Raw genomic sequence first — 19049 nt, 5'->3', positions numbered from 1 at the left:
TAAAAGGACTAAGTGTATAAATAGGATTTTAGACGGGTAAATCGTAAAGACAGATTGAATATAATGGTATATGAAGTAAATTTAGGAGGCTGTTATGCAAAAGATTAAGGTGTTTCTTCTTACTTTGATTCTATTTCTGTCATTTTCGGATCTATCAGAAGCAGAATCAAAAAAGAACCTAGTTGTTATTGATCCAGGTCACGGTGGTATATATTCAGGTACGAAGGGCTATTCAGGTGCGTCAACAGGCTACTTCGAAAAGCATGCCAATTTGGAGGTTTCTTTAAAGCTCAGAGATGAGTTGGAAAAACGCGGATATGAAGTCATGATGACAAGAGAAACTGACAGGCATTTTGCATCGCCTAACAGTACGGATTTAAGAGCAAGAATGAATCTTGCCAATAACTATGTAAAGGGCAGAAATGACCATGCAGTTTTTATTTCTGTACACCATAATGCAACAGGAACCCCTAGTTACAGAGGATATGAAACCTACTATTTTGATATAAACCAGGGAATTGATCCTAATTATCCTCCAGATCCCTTACAAATAAAATACTCTCCAGAAAGCAAAAAGGCAGCAGCTTCTATTCATTATGGTGTACTTAGCAGTGCTCCGCTTCCGGAGGGCCGGGGAATGGTGCCAATGGATTTTTATGTAACAAGAAATGCTCAAATGCCTTCAGTTCTAATAGAGGTAGGGTATATGTCTAATCCTGCAGAAGAAAAACAAATTAAAGATCCTGAAGTTCAGACTAAAGTTTCAACTGGAATAGCAGATGGTTTAGATGAGTATTTTGATAACTACGACTATTACGAAGTGTATGATTCAACGAATAAGCTGCTGTATAAAGATGCTTCTAAAGAAAATGCACTAAACTGGGCAAAATCCAGAAATAATGTAAAAGTAATTTATAACAAAACAAATGAAGAAATTTTTTCAAATATCTATTATGGCTTTGCTGTATTGCATTCCTATCATTCTTCGTTTAAACATTATTTTGTAAGTGAGAGTGATGCAGTAGAATTCGCAAAGAAATGGAAGAATACCAGAGTGGTGGACAATGTTAAAAGAGAAATGGTGTGGTCAAATTATATATCGCCAAATTACCACATTGTACATGCCCGCCAAGGCGTATTAGAGGAAAAATTTGATGTCCAATCTGCAGTCGAAAGAGCTAAACGATGGAAAAATACATACGTTCTTGATGTAAAATCAGGTACGATTGTCTGGTCAAATTATTTAGCTGAGAATTATGAGGTTCATCATACATCAAAAGGATTGCTTAAGGCATTCTACAGCGAAAAAGATGCCAAAGAATACGCTAAACTATGGAAAAACACCAATGTGAAAAACAAGAAAAACGGCAGTATTGTATTCAGTAACCTTGTTTCTTCACATTCTCATCGCTTTGAAGCTGATGAAGTTTCTGCTAAAGACCGTATGCTAACAGCCATTGAAGTATCTAAAGAACTATACCCTAATGGCTTTAGTTCAAACAAAAAACAAAAAACAGTGGTAATGGCAACAGCATTCGAATTTGCTGATGCACTTGCAGCAGGACCTTATGCTGCGCAGTTAGATAACGCACCAATCCTGTTAACCCGATCACAAAAAATGACAGATCAATTAAAAAATGAACTTAAAAGACTGAAAGCGAATAAAGTGATTATCGTCGGAGGTACTTATGCAGTATCGGATGACGTGTTAAAAGAGTTAAAATCAATGGGCATAACGGTTGAACGAGTGTCAGGAAGCGACCGCATCGAAACCAACCTTAAAATTAACGCCAAATTAAAGAATGTGAGCAAGTCAATTGTCGTTTCAAGTCAGAACTTCCCGGATGCACTTGGAGCAACACCTGTTGCAGTTAATACGAATGCTTCCATTTTATTAGTTAATACAGAAAGTTCACTAACGCCATCTGCTATTGATTACATTCAAAAGAAGGATATTACAATTGTTGGAGGTACAGGTGTTGTTTCAGTCAAAACGGAAGATGCATTAGTTCAGGAGGTTGGAGGAGATCGTGTCATTCGATTAGCAGGTAAAAATCGATATGAAACCTTAACAGCCGTGCTAGAACATTTTAGTGATGATCTGCATTCGAACACTGTTCTCGTTTCAACTAGCGCGAATTTCCCTGATGCCTTGACGGCTTCAGCATTGTCAAAAAAATATTCATCTCCATTGTTATTGGTCAATGATCACTTACATTCATCTTTAGATGGATATATTACAACCTATGGTAATGAAAATGTAGTCGAACGAGTCATCTCAGTAGGCGGAGTAGTTAAAAAGCAGCCGCTAAATCGTATTATTCAGCTTACGAAATAAAGGAGTGAAGAGAATGAAGAATAATTTATTTATTATAAGTATAGCCGCCTTAATGCTTGCCGGTTGTGGTACGGGCACACTGCCTCAAAGCAATGGCAATAGTGAATCAAGTAACGAGTCTTCAGTAAATGAAGACTCTGTGGAAAATGCGGATGCAGTGGAGAAAGAAGAGTCAGCAGTTGAAACAGAAGAATCTGTCGTTTATTCACAAGAAGGATTTAACCTTTACCGCTCGCCGGAAAATGCTGTTAAAACATTTAGCCAGGACGAGTTTACCATTACTCATGAAGTAATTGATCAAAATAAAGAGTTTGTTCAAGAAGAAGTGAAGTTTGGAGATGTTGTTTCTCACACAATCTATCAGTGGAATGAAGATGGATTCTCTGTGGTGTATACTGAAGAAAATCCGAAAAATCAAGAAAGCTTGATTGAGGAATTCGAACCTGTAGAGTCTCCAAAAGAAGAAATGACTCTTGCAGCATCTGCAAACAGTGAAAAAGAAGAATGGAATGTCGTCTCTACAACGGATGAAGTAACAGTTCCTTATGGTAGTTTTTCTGATGTGGTTCAAATACAAATGACGGTTTCTTCTGAAACGTCTGGAAGACAGACGGAAACAACCCGATTCTTTGCTCCTGAAGTAGGGTTAATTAAAGAAGTAATTGAAGTGGAAGGCGAAAACGGCTACACCGTATCCACTGAGCTCGAAGAAATTTCAGTTCAATAAATAGTTGAGTGATTTTCTTTATGGGGACCGGTTCATTTCCGCTTCAGGCGGATTCTTTCCGTGGGGCGGGAGGTGAGCCCCTTTGATGCTGTCGCATTCAAAGTGTCTCACCCTTCCCGCTTGCTCCCACAGGAGTCACCGCCTTCCGCTGCAATGAACCTATTCTTTTAAAAGTCCCATAAAATGAAGATAACTTATCGGAAAGATCGAGTCATGTTCTAATTTGAATTTCCGTGTATAAGGTAATCAGACAGCTTCATGTCTTTGTAGAATTATTTTTTAAAATGGGGACCGGTTCATTTCCGTTTCAGACGGATGCTTATCCGACGGGCGGGAGGTGAGCCCCTCATGGTGTCTCCACAATAGTTAAAATATGAAAACGATTTAACTATTATATAGAATGTCTTAATGAATATTTCCTTCATTACGGCATTCTTTTTCCATTTGTATGTGGTTTGTTACTGGTGATTTTTTCTGCCAACATCATTTGTTTAGTACTTGCGATCGTTAATTAATGAAGGAAATAATAGAATAGGAAGGAAATAATCGTAAATTGTCATCTGTTTGAGACAATTAGTGTAAAAACTGTTTTGGGTTTTACCCAATTGTTTGGTATAACTAGATGAGTAGATTTATTATGGAAAAATGAAAGAGGTTTTAAGGTTGAAATCAAAATTAGGATTAGCAAGTATTCTTTTTATAATTGCTTCATTATTTTTAAAACTATCAGGACTGTTACGAGATATGACCGTCGCCTTTTATTTCGGAGACGGCGTTGCTGCCGGGGCCTATTTTGCTGCTTTTAATATTCCGAATATGGTTATCCTTTTCTTGAACACAGGAATGAAAAACGCTTTGGTTCCAACCTATATTAGCGCACTTGAGAAAAAGAATGGCTCTTATCATCTTTCTCAAGTGATGAAGGGGACTTTAATTGTCAGTTTTATTTTTTCCCTTCTTGGTGCTGCGCTTGCGCCATTTTACATTCCTTTGCTGTATCCGGATTTTACAGCAGATGCCACAGAGATCTCTATCTTAATAGCCATCATTTTCTTTGCTTCAATTGTAGCTGTAGGTATGAATTCTGTTCTCGAAGCATTTTTTGATGCTAATAACCGTTTTGCGATCTCAGTTGTTTCTCAAATCGTCGTGATCCTCTCTTCGATTTTATCTGCTGTTCTTTTTGCTGACAGCATCGGTATTTATTCACTTGCTATTGGCTATGCGGCGGGAACCGTTTTGTCACTTCTTTTAAAAATACTGTTTTTTATCGATAAAGGTACGTATACGCTTAAAGGAAAGTTCGACTGGCTTGAGATTAAATCATTTTATATCATCTTTGTACCTGTAGCAGTTACAGTTATGATCGGCCAAATTAATTTAACGGTGGACTATGTTTTTGCAGGGCGCTTTGAAGTAAGTGTGATAACGTATATTAATAATGCGAAAAATCTGGTTCATTTCCCGCAGGCTATTATTGGGGTAACCATTGGAACTATTATTTTTCCTCTTCTGTCGAAAGCGCAATCTACGAACAATAAGGAATTGTTTAAAACAGGTATTCAAAGAGGCTTATCTGCCATGTCATTAATCTTATTGCCTGCTGTAGCGGGGATGATGTGGTTAATGCCCAATATTATCGAGCTTGTTTATTTAAGAGGTGAATTTAGTGAAGCGGCAGCAGCTGCTACTACTACCGTTGCTTACTTTTATGTGGGATCTGTTTTGTTTTTCAGCCTGCAAACGGTCTTAAATAAAGGATTTTATGCCATGCAGAAGGGTCAAGTCATTTTAAAAATCGGTGCTGTCTCGATTCTGCTTAATATCGTATTTAATTACATTTTGACAGAAGCGATGAATAGTTATAATGGAATTCCGTTAGCTTCTTCTGTAATGGCATTCATCTATTTTATCGTCAGTTACTTTATATTTACTAATCTAATTGGCAGATCCGGTCAAAGAAAAATGATGGCCGATTTGATTAAAATTATCGTCTCTGTTGTTATAATGATAGGAGCTTTAAGCCTTTTACGAATGGCCGCCGCTTCGCTTCCTAATCTAGCTGAAATCATCCTTTCGGCAGTGGTTGGAGCAATCGTCTACCTTGGGGCGGTTTTCATGCTAAAGGTATCAACCTTCACCTTTTTAATTTCAGCTATTCGAAAAAGATAAAAGGAGAGCTATTTCAATGAATGCAAAAAAAATGGTCATGAACGTAAGTGAACCAATTATCAATCCCGTAACGAAAATGGTGCTAAAAAAACATTATCAACGAACTAAAGACATTACCCCTCTTGAAAAAGCAAAGAAAGTTCTTGTTCTTGCCCCTCATATGGACGATGAAACGATTGGGCTTGGCGGGACGTTACATGAATATAAAAAATTCAATACTGAGGTCCATTGTGTCTTTATTACAGATGGAGCAAGCAGCAACGGGTCAGTGGAAAAGGGAAAGATCTCTCAAATCAGGAAAAATGAAATTGATCAAGTGAAAGATATGCTGGGAATTGATTCGATCTATTATCTAGACGTGCCTGACGGGGAAGTTAAAGGAAATAAAAAGGCAGAGAATGAATTGAACGAACTAGTGAGTTGGATTCAACCGGAAGTCATCTATACAACTGGTAACGTAGATGCTCATCCTGATCATGTAGCTACAGCAAAGCTGCTTTCTGATGTATTGAAAAGGTCTGACTTAAAGCCAATTATTAGGCAATATGAAATTAATTGCCCCGTTCCGCCAGACGATATCAATTGTATAATTGATATCACAGAGTCCATTGATGTGAAGAAAAGAGCTACAGAGGTTTTTACATCTCAAGCAATAGCGTTTGATGGTTTTCTCGTGCTGTCAGGTGTAAAAGCTAATCTTGTAAATGATAAAAATGTTAAGTATGTAGAAACCTTTATCCAATCTACAAAGGAACAGTTCATTAAACAAACTGAGCTTCTCAGCAAAAACGCTGAAACGTATCCCTCGCTGTTTAAACAGGCTAATAGAACCGTTACACTGTTATGGGCTATTTACAAAAATCTGGATAAAAAGAAAAAAATATATAAAGAAATACATTAGTTTATCCATTTCGATGTATTGTTTGTAATATATAATTAACCATTAGGCTATGTTCTTAATGCTTAATATATAGTAGTATAGTGGAGGTTTAAACTTTCGTTTGATTTCCATAAACATCACTAGAATTTATCACTTATAGATTGGAATGAAATTATGCTACACGCACTAAGGACTAATAAAAAACTGGTTTTACTATTTTTCTACTTCATTGCTATGCAGCCGGTTATTGATATATTAACTACTTTCAGCATTGTTCAGTTAAACACCAGTGCTACAGTAGGCGTTATTGTCAGAATGATCTACATGGCACTCAGTGCTCTGTTCCTGCTGCTTCATTGGAAGAGCAGTTCCTTTGCTAAGATCGCCAGTATCTATTTGCTTCTCTGGGGAGTATTTTTACTGGCCCATTTAGGCGTTAATTTTCTCTCAAAACCTAATTTTTATTTAATGGAAGAAGTAAAGTTTTTAGTTAAGCTGTCTTACTTCAATGTCGTTTTATTAAATTTTGCTTTCCTTTTTTCCTTCTTTTCAGGACAAAAGGAGCTGGGAAAAAAGTTTTTCAACAATGTTATGATCAGTTCACTTATTATTGGGCTTGTTATGCTTGTTTCAATTCTTACCAACACGAGCCTAATGAGTTATTCATGGACGAAAGTAGGCTACACGGGCTGGTTTTTTGCAGGAAATGAGCTTGGTGCAATCCTCGCTGTTATTTTGCCTATTCTGCTTTACTTTGCCATAATCAATACAACTCGTATTAAACATATTTACTTATGGGTACCTGTCATTCTTGCAAGCTTCTCTCTATTGATGATTGGTACTAAAGTTGGCTTTGGAGCAGTAGGCATCACGTTAGCCATTGGACTGGCAAGTATTGTTTTCGCTTTAATCAAAAAGAGTGAAAACCCGGGGAATCTAAAAATAAGTGCAGCATTCACGCTTGCGTTATTACTTGTGTTAGGTGCTGTGACCCCAATTGTTCCGGTCTTCCAGAATACGTATGCACATATTGAGCTGCTTGAAAATCAGGAACAAGAAGAAGCAGAAGAACAAGAACAAGAAGAAGCTGATGGCCCGGCTGAATCAGAAGAAGTAGAAGAGGAAGAACCGAACCGCGTCAGCAGTTTAATGTACAGCAGCCGCGACCGTTTTTTATACCAATATAAACTCTATTATACAGAGGCGCCAATTGAACAGAAAATTGTCGGTATGGGGTATGGTGGAAACTTTGAAGAAAAACCAAAGATGATTGAGATGGATTATTCAGATGTCTTTTATTCAACAGGACTTATAGGGACTATCCTCTATTTCTTGCCATTGCTCTATTTTGCAGGATCTGTACTAAAAAAATTAACAAGAAAAATCACCATGGTTTTTCAGCCAATGTATGCTTTACTGATTTCCAGTATTATTCTGGGACTTGGTATTGCTCATTTTGCAGGTCACGTATTTACAGCACCTGGTGTCAGTATTTATCTGGCTTTAGTGATTGCATACCTTCATCATCATGTCTCTAAAAACTAGTGTTAAATTAACCTTGAAACATAAACCAGTGTGCCGCGCTTAGCAGGAACACTGGTTTTATATTTGACGTACTGAATGAGGGATCGTCTTATACATTCAAAATTCTTTAACTGTTTGAAAAGGAGAACTTATGAAAAAAGAAAGAATTGAATCACTCAAATTTATGCGTGTAGTCGCCATGAATCTGGTCGTTCTGATTCACGTGACGGCAGTAGCATCCTCAAATGTTCCGGTAGATCATTTTTTATATGATTTTTATCTGATGCTCAATCGTTTTACTCGATTTGAAGGATCAGTCTTTGTATTTTTAAGTGGTCTGGTGTTGTTTTATAACTATGAAGACCGTCCGTTCACGTTAAAAACATGGCTCTCTTTTTATCGAAAAAGATTTATGTTTATATTAGGTCCTTATATTTTCTGGTCATTGTTCTATGAAGCATTTGCTTACTTTATGGGAATCAGGCCTTACATGGGCATAACGGCAATCGTTCAAAATTTATTATCAGGAACCTCTTATTATCAGCTATATTTTATTATGATTTTAGTTCAATTATTTTTCTTAACTCCGTTGTTTGTTTTCTTTATTAAAAAATCAGTATTTATGTATAAATACCTTTTCATTGTTGGATTTATCCTTGAATTTGCCTATGTTCTGCTCAATAAACAGTATGACTGGATTTCGTATCCATTCTTCATGGTGTATATCGGCAGTTTCTTCTTCGGTGGATGGGTTGGCATTCATTATCAGCGCCTGAACAATCTGCTTTCTAAAAAAGCGATGGCTGGTTTATCCTTGTTAACGGTTGGTTTAGGACTTCTTTATACGTATGATTTCTTTTATCGCTACACGCTGAAGGATCCGCTGGTAAATTATTATGTGTTTATTATGGTGAAGATGCTTTTCTTCCTGCTGGCTTGCTACTTGCTTTTTAAGATTGGTATCTGGGTTGAACGCTCAGCACATTCAAGTGTATTAGCGATTATTGAACGATTAAGAATTTACTCATTTGGATTTTATTTAGTGCACCCATTCATTCTGGTTATATGGGGAAGAATTCTCGTCCCTGAAACATGGCTGCAATTTAATCTGTTTATTTTTATTCGACTCATTTTAGTTCTTGGTTGTACGTATCTATTTATTCGGGCACTTCATCTTATGTTTCCGAAGGCCTGGTTTCTATTTGGAAATCTTCCGGACCCGAAAAAACACAACGTTTAAAAGTCTTTATTGTTGCCTTTAAGAAGAGGCTGGGACAGAACTGTGAAAGATGTTTAAATTGAGTTCTTTTTAATTGTAAATTTGAGGTGAACGGAGCGGAAGGTGGCGACTCCTGTAGGATATGTCGGTTGCTTGAGCCTTTGCAGGGCAAGCCCTGGAAAGGCTCAAGCAACCGTCCCTGCGGAAAGCGTCCGCCTGAAGCGCAGAGAACCGGTTTGAAGAGGTTGAGACATAATTGTCCCAACCTCTTTTTTTGTTTCAAAACAACATTATTATTTTTAAACTAGGTAAAAAGAACCATTTTAATAATATAATTAATTTGTTATAGATAAATAGGTTGATACAAAGTAAAATTATTCATGTGGAATGATTATATATCCTCTCTATTATAGTTCGTATGATTCATAAGGAGTGTGTCGAATGAATAAGAAGAAGAAAAAATCTATTATTTCTTACCTAGTATCGGGGATAATAGTACTATTTATCACATTTAATCTTACTGCCCCTGCCAGTGCCCTTGAAAATTCCTTGATTTTTCCAGAGGGAGAAACGATTTCAAAGCTAAATCATGCCTTTGAAGTAAAAGTGGATAATGGAATAAATTCTACTATTTCAATTTATTTTGATGACCAATCTTCTTATGAAAAAACTATCGATTTTGGTAGAGTTGAAGCTCTTTATTCAACTGAAAATAATAAAAAGCACTATTTTACATTAGTCTCCCGTCTTGAGGGATCAGGTACATTGGTTAATTTCACTGTACTTGAAGTAAATGAAGGTAAATTAAACGAAATCTATACGTCTCCATTTTATGAACGCGCTTCATATGATATGGTGGAAAATAGTCTTGAAGTAACGTATCCTGTGTTAAATGATGAACCAGGTATCGATCCTCAAGAAACGAAGACGGATCAATATATATACGGGAAAGGAATGGAACAGACTATTTCGAAGGAACGTTCGGATCATTCTACTTTCTCAATCGACTCAGCCCCTGGTGCTTCTTTGTCCATGGCCAACCCATCGCCTTCAGAAATCAACCGGATATTAACGGAGGAAGCAGTTAAGCGAAACATGCCTCCTGAAATTGTAAAAGCCATCGCGTATCAGGAATCGAATTTTCAGCAGCACTGGACAACTGTGCCTGCTTCTATAAGACAGGGCTGCACACCTGAAAAAGCAGAAATCAACCCAAATTATCTTGCCTGGGACGGCTCCAATGTAAAACTTGGGTATGACTGTATAGGGATTGGAATTATGCAGGTCTCAGACTGGCGTTTTATTTCAGATAAAGAAAAAAGAGAACAATATGTGGACCGCTTGAAGAATGACATTCGATTTAATATCCAAGAAGGACTGGATATACTTGAGTCAAAATGGAAATATGCGAACACCATGCATACAGATGGGAAGACGCTAGTGCCAGCTGTAAACGACATGGATCGCAGATTTATTGATAACTGGTATTTTGCAGCCTTTGCTTATAATGGAATGCTTTCAAGAAATGATCCAACAGCAAACGGCACCAGACCTTATCAGGAACGAATTTATGAACACATCAGCAAGATGGGATTAATCGACGTAACCCCTTTTCCAGCTAGTCAGTTGAAAACCAATGTAATCGGTTCTTTACTACGATTTGAAAAAAATCAATATGATACAGCAAGACCCTTAACTATGTCTAAATCTCAGTTAAAGCCTGGGGATAAAGTATTTATAAACGAAGAAAACGCCCGTATCAGAAGTCTTGTGAATGTTGATTCAACGCTTACAACTTTGCCTAAAGGCACTCGAGTGACCGTTCTTTCTAATCAGCCGGCCTATCCAAACACAGTCTATGGTCAATATGTGTTTGTGCCAGTAATAACAGATTCTGGACTTGAGGGGTATGTGGCATCCAGCTACTTGACTCCAGCGTCATATTCGCTCGGCGGTGCTTCGCGTTACGAAACAGGCGTCAGTATATCTACTTTTGGATGGGAAAATCAAAGAGTAGATGCAGTGGTTCTTGGTCGGGGGGATCTTCCGATTGATTCTTTAACTGGAAGTGTATTGGCTGCCAATAAAAGATCTCCATTGCTGCTTACTACTCCAAAAACCATGCACGGAGCCGTTATGACAGAATTACAACGATTAAATCCTAAAACAGTTTATGTGTTGGGAGGAGAAGGAGCTATTTCTCCTGAAGTCGTAGAAGAAATTCTTGCTTTAAATATTGAGGTAATAAGAGTGACAGGTGTAAATCGCTATGAAACGGCTGTATCCATTGCAAATGCATATACAGGATCTGCAGTAAATGAAATTTTCTTAGCAACTGGAAATGAGGAATCTCCTGATGCCCTATCCATTGCAGCTTATGCCGGTTCCACCTCTACACCAATCTTATTAACTTCTTCTCATACATTGCGCGATGAAGTGAAAAGATTTATTAGCACGAAGAACGTTAAAAAAGTTACCATTATCGGGGGAACGTACCCTGTGTCTAAACAAGTCGAAAACCAGCTGCAAGCGCTCGGCGTTACAGTCGAAAGAGTCAGCGGGAAAGATCGATACGATACGAGTATTGCAATTGCAAATAAATATTATTCACAGCAGGGAAGCTTAAATAATGTGTTCTTTGCACGAGGAGATATCATTGTTGATGCTTTATCAGGCTCAGCTCTTGCAGCTAAGTACGGCGCACCTTTAATTTTGACGAAAAATTCATCTGTACCTGCACCTGTTTCAAACTGGATGAACACAATGAAGGATACACCAACACTTTACTATATGGGTTCAGATAAAGTGATCATACCAAGTGTCAGGGAAAGCCTTGAGCAGATGATGGTCAAATAAATATGACAAAAAAAACCGAATGAACGCATTATTCGGTTTTTTTGTCATCAAAACATAATATAATCTTCGACACGAATCACCATATGTATATTATAATAAACGGTGATCAACCAAAAAGGTGAGTGTTTATAATTGCTGAGGAATTATAAAGAAAACGATGAAGTCAAAATAAATGAGCTCTTTTATGAAGTATTTAAATCCAAGCGGAGTCTTGCTGAGTGGCAATGGAAATTTTCGCATCCATTAAACAGAAAGCCTTTGATCACTGTTTATGAAGAAGATGGGGAAATCGTCGGTCATGCAGCGATTTTAGTTGTTGAAGGAAAAGTTGGAGATCGTTCTGTTTTATTCGGAGAGCGGGTGGATGTCATGGTTCATCCGAGTCACCAGGGCAAAGGCATCTATAAGAAAATTATTCACCACCTGATGCAGCAGTGCGAAGCTCAAGGTATTGACCTTGTATACGGATATCCTGCTCCTAAAGCAAAGGATTTATTTATTCGATATATGGACGGCAAGGAAATTACGTATGTTCCCAGGCTTTTAAAAGTTTTGTCTCCTGGAAAAGCAGCGATGAGTCGTTTTGCGTTTTTAGGTAAAGCATCTTTCATTTTTAAAAGTATGGATAAAGCTTTAAAAAACAAACGCAAGCTGCCTGATGCTCTTACGGTAACAAAATTGGACCAAGCGGATAAACGCATTGATCACATTTGGGAAGAGGGAAGCAAGGACCATGACATCCTGCTGACAAGAAATGCATCATTCATTAATTGGCGTTATTTCTCGCATCCTTCTCGAACATATGAGGTATACATTGTCGAGAATCAATCTGATGCGATTGGTTACATCGTTTTAAAGAAAGAAATAATTGAAAAGAATAATGAGAAACTGGAATTAATACATGTCATTGATTTATTCTTCCCTGATAAAGGGCAAAATAGGAAAGACATGAGCAGCGCACTGCAGCATATTACGAAAGGTGCCGACTTGATTTCTGTGTGGTCTTTGCCAAACACAGCACAAGATAAACTGTTTAAGAAATTAACATTTATTCGGGTAAGCAGGCCGATGCCGCTGGTGGCGAAATCAATGAATAATAAGCTTGATCCTTCATTGATTTACAATTCTTCTAATTGGTATGTTACGCAAGGCGATGTTGATTCATACTAATTAGCATTATTTGGTTAAAGAAGTCGATTGATGTTTTACAATAAGCTAGAAACTATGTATAATTTTCAATGGTTTATACGAATGGATAAGGAGTTTTATGATGAAAAAGATATGCGTTATAGGATTAGGATATATTGGTTTACCAACGTCTGTTATGTTTGCAAATAATGGCTTTGAAGTACATGGGGTAGATGTAAATGATTCCGTTATCGACAGCTTGTCGAAAGGTGAGGTTCATATTATTGAACCCGGCTTAAAGGAATTATTGAATTCTGCTATTGAGAAACAGACATTTACTGTGTCAAAAACACCGACAGAAGCTGATATTTATATTATTGCTGTACCTTCTCCAATTAATGAAGATAAAACAGCAAATCTTCGCTATGTAGAAGAAGCAACGAAATCCATTGTCCCGGTTGTTCAAAAAGGCAATTTAGTTATTCTTGAATCAACAGTTCCGCCAAGAACGGTGGAAGATGTAATGATTCCAATTCTTGAGGAAACTGGTCTTGCAATAGGGGACGAGCTATACATTTCCCATTCACCTGAACGTGTAATCCCTGGCAAGGTATTCACTGAGCTTGTTGAAAATGATCGAATCGTAGGCGGTATTAATTCCGTGTCATCAGATATGACAGTTGAATTGTATGAAACATTTGTAAAAGGAAAAATTCATATTACAGACGCTACGACAGCTGAATTAGTTAAAGTGATTGAAAATACGTACCGAGATATCAATATCGCTTTTGCCAATGAATTAGCTAAAATTAGTGATCAGATTGGTGTGAACGTATGGGAAGCGATTAACTTTGCAAATTTCCATCCGCGTGTAAACATCCATCTTCCCGGACCTGGTGTAGGCGGTCATTGTATAGCGGTAGATCCGTGGTTCCTCGTTGAAAAACAGCCGGATCTTGCGAATATTATTCATCTTGCAAGAAATACAAACGATTCAATGCCTTCATATACGGCAGAGCGGGCTAAATTGATCCTTGAAAATAATGGTACACCAGAAGGAAAAGTGGCTGTGCTTGGCCTTGCGTTTAAAGCCAATATAGACGATATGCGTGAAAGTCCATCAATGGAAGTTATTAAGCATCTTAGAACTCAGGGTGTCCACTTTACCGCTTATGATCCTCATGCAAGTAAAATTGAGTTTGAAGAGCAAACTGATTCTTTTGAAGAAGCGGCAGCAGATGCTGATTTACTGCTTATTTTAACGGACCACCAAGTTTTCAAAGAGCTTGATCTAAAAGCATTGCGCAAACAAGTTTCAAGCCCGGTGGTATTTGATACGAAAAATTGTATTGACCGTGTTAAATGGGAAGAAAATGAATTTAAAGTATACAAACTTGGTGATTCTAAAAACATTTAATGTTTTCAGCCTTGTTAAAGTGAAGACCAAGAGAGGCAGGAAAGTTCTATGACTTCAAAAGAAAGTATATTAGGGGTGAAGGTAACAGCTTTGCCAATCGACACGCTGCTTGAGGATATTGAACGGCGCATTCACAGCAGAGACAAAGGCAGAATTGTTGCTATTAACCCTGAAAAGATTATGATGGCTCAAAAAGACGGCAACCTTGCCAGTCTGTTGAACCAATCTGCTTATCAAATTCCTGATGGTGTAGGCGTATCAATCGCGTCCAAATTGTTAAAAGGCTCGATCAGATGGAGAATAACCGGTGTAGGAATGATGGAGAACCTACTGCAGCTGGCCAACGAAAAAAATCATAAAGTATTTTTTTACGGTGCCAAAGAAGAAACAGTGGTAAAAGCCATTGATAAAATACAGCAAAGCTACCCGAACCTTCAAGTGGCAGGATATATAAATGGATATGAAAAAGATGAAGAAGTGATTGTGGACCGAATAAACGAGGTGAAACCGGACATCGTGTTTGTTGCCCTCGGCAGTCCAAGGCAGGAACTTTTCATAGACCGCAACATGAGCAGAATGTCTGCAGCCATCTTTCAAGGGGTGGGCGGAAGCTTTGATGTCTTCAGCGGGAATGTTAAAAGAGCTCCTTACATCTTTAGAAAATTTGGCCTGGAGTGGCTATACCGTCTAATCAGTCAGCCGTCGAGACTAAAACGGCAGCTCGCTTTGCCTAAATTCCTGCTTCTGGTCCTTAAAGAAAAATTCCGAAAAGGAAATAAGTAAGATGAAGATTCTTCACGTAATCAGCGGCGGTGAAACAGGAGGATCAAAAAATCATCTTTTATCTCTTTTCCGGGGTGAATCATCACATGAGATGATGCTTCTTGTTTTTCAAAAAGGAAAACTCTATGAAGAAGCCCTCCAAGAAGGCATAAATGTTAAATTAATGGAACAAAAAAACAGATATGATCTTTCTTTCTTAAAAAAGTTTAAGGCCTTTATTCACTCGAATCAGGTTGATATTGTTCACAGTCATGGAGCCAGGGCTAACCTGTTTGTCCGTTTAATTAAAAAGAATCTGCAGGCTAAATGGGCGGTGACCGTGCATAGTGATCCTGACCTGGATTTTATGCATAACAAAAAATTGAGCACACTATTTTCTGCGCTTAACAAATGGTCACTTGCAAAAACAGATAGACTATTTGCCGTTTCTGATCGATTTAAAACAATGTTAATGAATTATGGTATTCCTGACAGAAAAATTGTTTCCATATACAATGGAATTTCATTTGATCGGGGAAAAATAATGGGTGACAGAGCAAGCTTATCATTGACTGAAGATGATTTTGTCGCTGCAATTGTTGCGCGGCTTCACCCAGTAAAAGGCCATTCTGTTCTGTTTAAAGCAATTGCAGCTGTAAAAGATGAAATGGACCTGACCGTCCTTATTGTAGGTGAAGGTGATCTGAAAACTTCCCTAATAAATGAAGCAAAAAAGTTAAATATCGAGGAAAATGTACGCTTCATGGGATTCAGAACGGATATTGACGCTCTTTTGTCTCTTTCAGATGTGTCGTTATTAACGTCAAAAAGCGAGAGCTTCCCTTTAGTATTACTCGAGTCTGCTCGCGAAGAAACAACGGTCATTACGACTGATGTAGGCGGTGTCCGCTCCTTAATTCCTGATCCTTCTTATGGCTGGGTAGTTTCGATCGATGACCATGAAGAACTAGCCAGTGCTTTAAAGGAAGCATACAGCTTGAAGAAAGCCGGAGAATTAGAAGAAAAAGGAAAGAAACTGAGAAGCTTTGCACAAAGTCATTTTTCCTTGCAGCACCTGCAGCAATCCCTCCTTGAAGAATATAATAAAATGTTGAAATAATGAAACTTCTGAGAAGCCCATACGTCTATATAGTTGACGAAAAGCAAACACAGTCGAAGATATTGTTTTAATTTCTTCTGAAGATGGTATAATGTACTATGGAATGCAAACGTAAAATAGTTTACTGGAATAAATAGAATGCAATTGGGCAGTAAAGGAGGTAAGGCATGTTATATGTAGGTATTGTCATGGCTTTGGTTTTATCGATTATTTTAACTCCATTAGTAAAGAAGTTCGCAATTGCTATTGGCGCTACCGATACCCCGGATGCTAGAAAAGTTCACAAAAAAATCATGCCTCGTATGGGAGGCTTAGCAATATTTTTCAGCTTCATTATCGCGCTTATCGTGACGCAGCCCGCAGGTCAATATACTTGGCCGATTGTGGTAGGAGCAAGCATCATTATTTTAACAGGTGCACTTGATGACCGTTTTCAGCTTTCACCGAAACTTAAAGTGCTCGGACAAGTTATCGCTGCACTTACAGTCATTTTGTGGGGAGGCGTTCAGGTAGAATTCATTAACCTTCCTTTTGGAGGCAGAATGGAATTTGGCTACCTGGCAATTCCACTAACTCTTCTATGGATTATAGGGATTACAAATGCCGTTAATCTGATTGATGGACTGGACGGTCTTGCAGCTGGTGTTTCTTCAATCGCTTTAATTACAATATCCGGTATGGCCATTATTATGGGTGACACATACGTGGCAATGATAGGAGCGATCCTTGCGGCAAGTACAATTGGATTTTTAGTGTACAATTTCCATCCGGCAAAAATCTTTATGGGTGATACTGGATCCTTATTTTTAGGATTTATGATTTCAGTTTTAGCACTGCTTGGCTTTAAAAACGTTACAGTCATTTCGCTTCTTGTTCCGATTCTAATACTAGGTGTTCCAATCTCTGATACATTTTTTGCGATCATCAGAAGAATCGTTAACAAAAAGCCAATTTCTGCTCCAGATAAATCGCATTTACACCATTGTCTTTTAAATGCTGGTTTTTCTCATAAGGAAACAGTATTAATTATTTATGGGATTGCTACGATGTTCAGTATGTCAGCATTTATTTTCTCACAGTCCACACTGTGGGGGGCATTACTGGTAATCGCAGTCGTTCTGGTTGCAATCGGTCTAATTGTCGAAAGTATTGGTTTATTAGGCAAAGAACAAAAACCATTTTTAAACTTTGTCCGCACTAGAGGAAAGTAAATACAGTTTAAGAGAGTTTCATTTTTAACTGGGTAAAAGCCATTATGGTTTTTATCCAGTTTTTTTGTAAAGATTTTATTTTATTAACATTATATTCTAAAAATATAGATATATCTCATCGACTACTATATAATTTTTAATGTAATCTAATCGTAAAATGTCGATTACACTACACTATTCTATGCGGGGAGAAGTGAGAAAATGAAAAGTAAGTGGAGCTTGGTTACATCATTAGCACTAGTAGGAAGTTTAGTTGTTGGTCAGTCAGCATTTGCAAATGGGGACAGCACGGACCAGGAGAGCCCAGAACCAAGGTTAAATAAGATGGAAGCGGGATCCTCAACAGAAACTGAACCCAACAATTCATTTGAACAAGCCAATCAAATTGATGTAGATAGTTTCGTAACAGGCGATCTGCCAGCTGACGACAAAGACTACTTTAAAATTGAGGTAACAGGAACTGAACCGTCATATTTTGTAAGCACTGCTTATCCAAATGCTGATACTAGCAGCATGGACCTAAAAGTAGAGTTATTTAATTCTGACAAAAGCGAATTAGATCCTGAGGAAGCATTTGACGATGAGAGCGGCTTCTATGATCTTTATACAGAGCTTGAACCTGGAACATACTATCTAAATGTTACAGATGAAAACAATGCAGCAGAAGAAGAAGGCTATTTCTTGCAAACTAGTGTATTTTCAGATGAGCCAACAATTGATAGAATTTCAGGAAAAGACCGCTATGCTACTGCTGTTGAAATAGCAAAAGCTGGCTGGTATGAAGGAGACACGGCTGAACTAGTTCTTGCAACAGGAACCGATTTTCCTGATGCGCTTGCTGCTTCACCACTTGCTTATCATTTAGAAGCTCCTATTCTATTAACAAAAAACAACTCTATTCCTAATGTAGTAGAAGAAGCAATTGAATATTTTAATCCAGAACGCATCACGATCGTGGGAGGATCCTATGCTGTTTCAGATAGCATCCAAAGCTACCTGGAAGATACGATGGGTATTGAAACCACTCGTATTTCAGGAAAAGACAGATATGAAACAGCTGCTTTAATTGCAGAAGAATTACCTAATAATGAAACTGCATATGTCGTAAACGGAAGCAATTATCCGGATGCTCTATCCATCGCTTCTTATGCGGCATTTATGGAAAGCCCAATCCTTTTATCAAAAAAGAATTCACTTCCTGCAGCAACGGCTGACATTGTAAAGGATTATAATGACAGCTGGATTATTGGCGGAAAAGGTGTTGTTTCGACAGAGGTATACAAACAGCTTCCTAATCCAAAACGTATTGGCGGGAAAGACCGTTATGAAACATCTGTTCAGGTTGTCAAGCAGCTGAAAATTGATGCAAGCTATGCAAGTCTGGCAACTGGACAAAACTTTGCAGATGCTCTAACAGGATCTGTACTTTCTGCTCAATATGGAGAACCTGTCCTGTTGACTAAGAAAAACAGCCTTCCTGCTTCAGTAAAACAACTTTTTGCTGATCGCGGTACATTCTATTACACTATTTACGGCGGTACTGGTGTGATAAGTGAAAAAGTAGAAGATGAGCTTAAATCAATCAATTAATTCTAGTAACGGCGTAAAAGAGGACACAATTTTCTTCAGCGTTGATTAATCACAAAGAATGTCAGGTTCTCCTGACATTCTTTTGTATGTTCTTAAGTTTCATTC

General features: G+C 37.9%; 13 protein-coding genes. All 13 read left to right on the top strand.

Translation table 11 applies throughout. The features are described 5' to 3' along the window. Positions 1–94 precede the first annotated feature (94 nt). The 13 genes from KR50_RS16440 to KR50_RS18085 all read left to right on the top strand — a co-directional run bounded on the left by KR50_RS16440 (position 95) and on the right by KR50_RS18085 (position 18944). Positions 95–2338 carry a cell wall-binding repeat-containing protein gene (locus tag KR50_RS16440; RefSeq protein WP_052477181.1) on the top strand — a complete coding sequence of 748 codons (2244 nt, stop codon included), beginning with the start codon at positions 95–97 and terminating at the stop codon, positions 2336–2338. 13 nt (positions 2339–2351) lie between these two features. Beyond that, the gene (locus tag KR50_RS16435) at positions 2352–3065 is read left to right on the top strand and encodes a hypothetical protein (protein ID WP_041061212.1); all 714 of its coding nucleotides are present in this window, start codon (positions 2352–2354) and stop codon (positions 3063–3065) included. A gap of 663 nt (positions 3066–3728) precedes the next feature. Beyond that, a complete protein-coding gene (murJ, locus tag KR50_RS16430; protein ID WP_041061209.1) occupies positions 3729–5237 on the top strand; it encodes a murein biosynthesis integral membrane protein MurJ in 1509 nt (502 codons plus the stop codon). A gap of 16 nt (positions 5238–5253) precedes the next feature. After that, positions 5254–6138, top strand: a complete 885-nt coding sequence (locus KR50_RS16425) for a PIG-L deacetylase family protein (protein ID WP_041061206.1) — start codon at positions 5254–5256, stop codon at positions 6136–6138. Between the two features lie 153 nt (positions 6139–6291). Continuing rightward, a complete protein-coding gene (locus KR50_RS16420) occupies positions 6292–7662 on the top strand; it encodes an O-antigen ligase family protein (protein ID WP_052477179.1) in 1371 nt (456 codons plus the stop codon). A 130-nt stretch (positions 7663–7792) separates the two neighbouring features. Next, positions 7793–8881 (top strand): acyltransferase, encoded by a 1089-nt coding sequence (locus KR50_RS16415; RefSeq protein ID WP_041061200.1) that lies wholly within the window; start codon positions 7793–7795, stop codon positions 8879–8881. Between the two features lie 420 nt (positions 8882–9301). Next, positions 9302–11716: a cell wall-binding repeat-containing protein gene (locus tag KR50_RS16410; protein WP_041061197.1), complete on the top strand. Its 2415-nt coding sequence runs from the start codon at positions 9302–9304 to the stop codon at positions 11714–11716. Positions 11717–11848: 132 nt separating this feature from the next. Continuing rightward, entirely contained in the window at positions 11849–12886 is a 1038-nt protein-coding gene (locus KR50_RS16405; protein WP_041061195.1) for a GNAT family N-acetyltransferase, read from the top strand. A 97-nt stretch (positions 12887–12983) separates the two neighbouring features. Beyond that, complete coding sequence (locus tag KR50_RS16400; RefSeq protein WP_041061193.1) at positions 12984–14261, top strand: nucleotide sugar dehydrogenase; 1278 nt, start codon at positions 12984–12986, stop codon at positions 14259–14261. 48 nt (positions 14262–14309) lie between these two features. Further along, complete coding sequence (locus tag KR50_RS16395) at positions 14310–15044, top strand: WecB/TagA/CpsF family glycosyltransferase (protein ID WP_041061191.1); 735 nt, start codon at positions 14310–14312, stop codon at positions 15042–15044. Between the two features lies 1 nt (position 15045). Beyond that, positions 15046–16143, top strand: coding sequence for a glycosyltransferase family 4 protein (locus tag KR50_RS16390; RefSeq protein ID WP_041061189.1), 1098 nt, complete (start codon positions 15046–15048; stop codon positions 16141–16143). Positions 16144–16310: 167 nt separating this feature from the next. Then, positions 16311–17354 carry a glycosyltransferase family 4 protein gene (locus tag KR50_RS16385; RefSeq protein ID WP_041061187.1) on the top strand — a complete coding sequence of 348 codons (1044 nt, stop codon included), beginning with the start codon at positions 16311–16313 and terminating at the stop codon, positions 17352–17354. 201 nt (positions 17355–17555) lie between these two features. Continuing rightward, positions 17556–18944 (top strand): cell wall-binding repeat-containing protein, encoded by a 1389-nt coding sequence (locus KR50_RS18085; protein ID WP_052477178.1) that lies wholly within the window; start codon positions 17556–17558, stop codon positions 18942–18944. The last annotated feature ends 105 nt before the right edge of the window (positions 18945–19049 follow it).

The sequence above is a fragment of the Jeotgalibacillus campisalis genome, assembly GCF_000829515.1.
In the GTDB taxonomy this organism is placed as follows: Bacteria; Bacillota; Bacilli; order Bacillales; family Jeotgalibacillaceae; genus Jeotgalibacillus; species Jeotgalibacillus campisalis.
This window is presented reverse-complemented; position numbering and strand designations above follow the sequence as displayed.

Bases quoted from the DNA above. Each gene is read 5' to 3' on its own strand.
- KR50_RS16440 (WP_052477181.1), top strand. From the start codon at position 95: ATGCAAAAGATTAAGGTGTTTCTTCTTACTTTGATTCTATTTCTGTCA.
- KR50_RS16435 (WP_041061212.1), top strand. From the start codon at position 2,352: ATGAAGAATAATTTATTTATTATAAGTATAGCCGCCTTAATGCTTGCC.
- KR50_RS16425 (WP_041061206.1), top strand. From the start codon at position 5,254: ATGAATGCAAAAAAAATGGTCATGAACGTAAGTGAACCAATTATCAAT.
- KR50_RS16420 (WP_052477179.1), top strand. From the start codon at position 6,292: ATGCTACACGCACTAAGGACTAATAAAAAACTGGTTTTACTATTTTTC.
- KR50_RS16415 (WP_041061200.1), top strand. From the start codon at position 7,793: ATGAAAAAAGAAAGAATTGAATCACTCAAATTTATGCGTGTAGTCGCC.
- KR50_RS16410 (WP_041061197.1), top strand. From the start codon at position 9,302: ATGAATAAGAAGAAGAAAAAATCTATTATTTCTTACCTAGTATCGGGG.
- KR50_RS16400 (WP_041061193.1), top strand. From the start codon at position 12,984: ATGATGAAAAAGATATGCGTTATAGGATTAGGATATATTGGTTTACCA.
- KR50_RS16395 (WP_041061191.1), top strand. From the start codon at position 14,310: ATGACTTCAAAAGAAAGTATATTAGGGGTGAAGGTAACAGCTTTGCCA.
- KR50_RS16390 (WP_041061189.1), top strand. From the start codon at position 15,046: ATGAAGATTCTTCACGTAATCAGCGGCGGTGAAACAGGAGGATCAAAA.
- KR50_RS16385 (WP_041061187.1), top strand. From the start codon at position 16,311: ATGTTATATGTAGGTATTGTCATGGCTTTGGTTTTATCGATTATTTTA.
- KR50_RS18085 (WP_052477178.1), top strand. From the start codon at position 17,556: ATGAAAAGTAAGTGGAGCTTGGTTACATCATTAGCACTAGTAGGAAGT.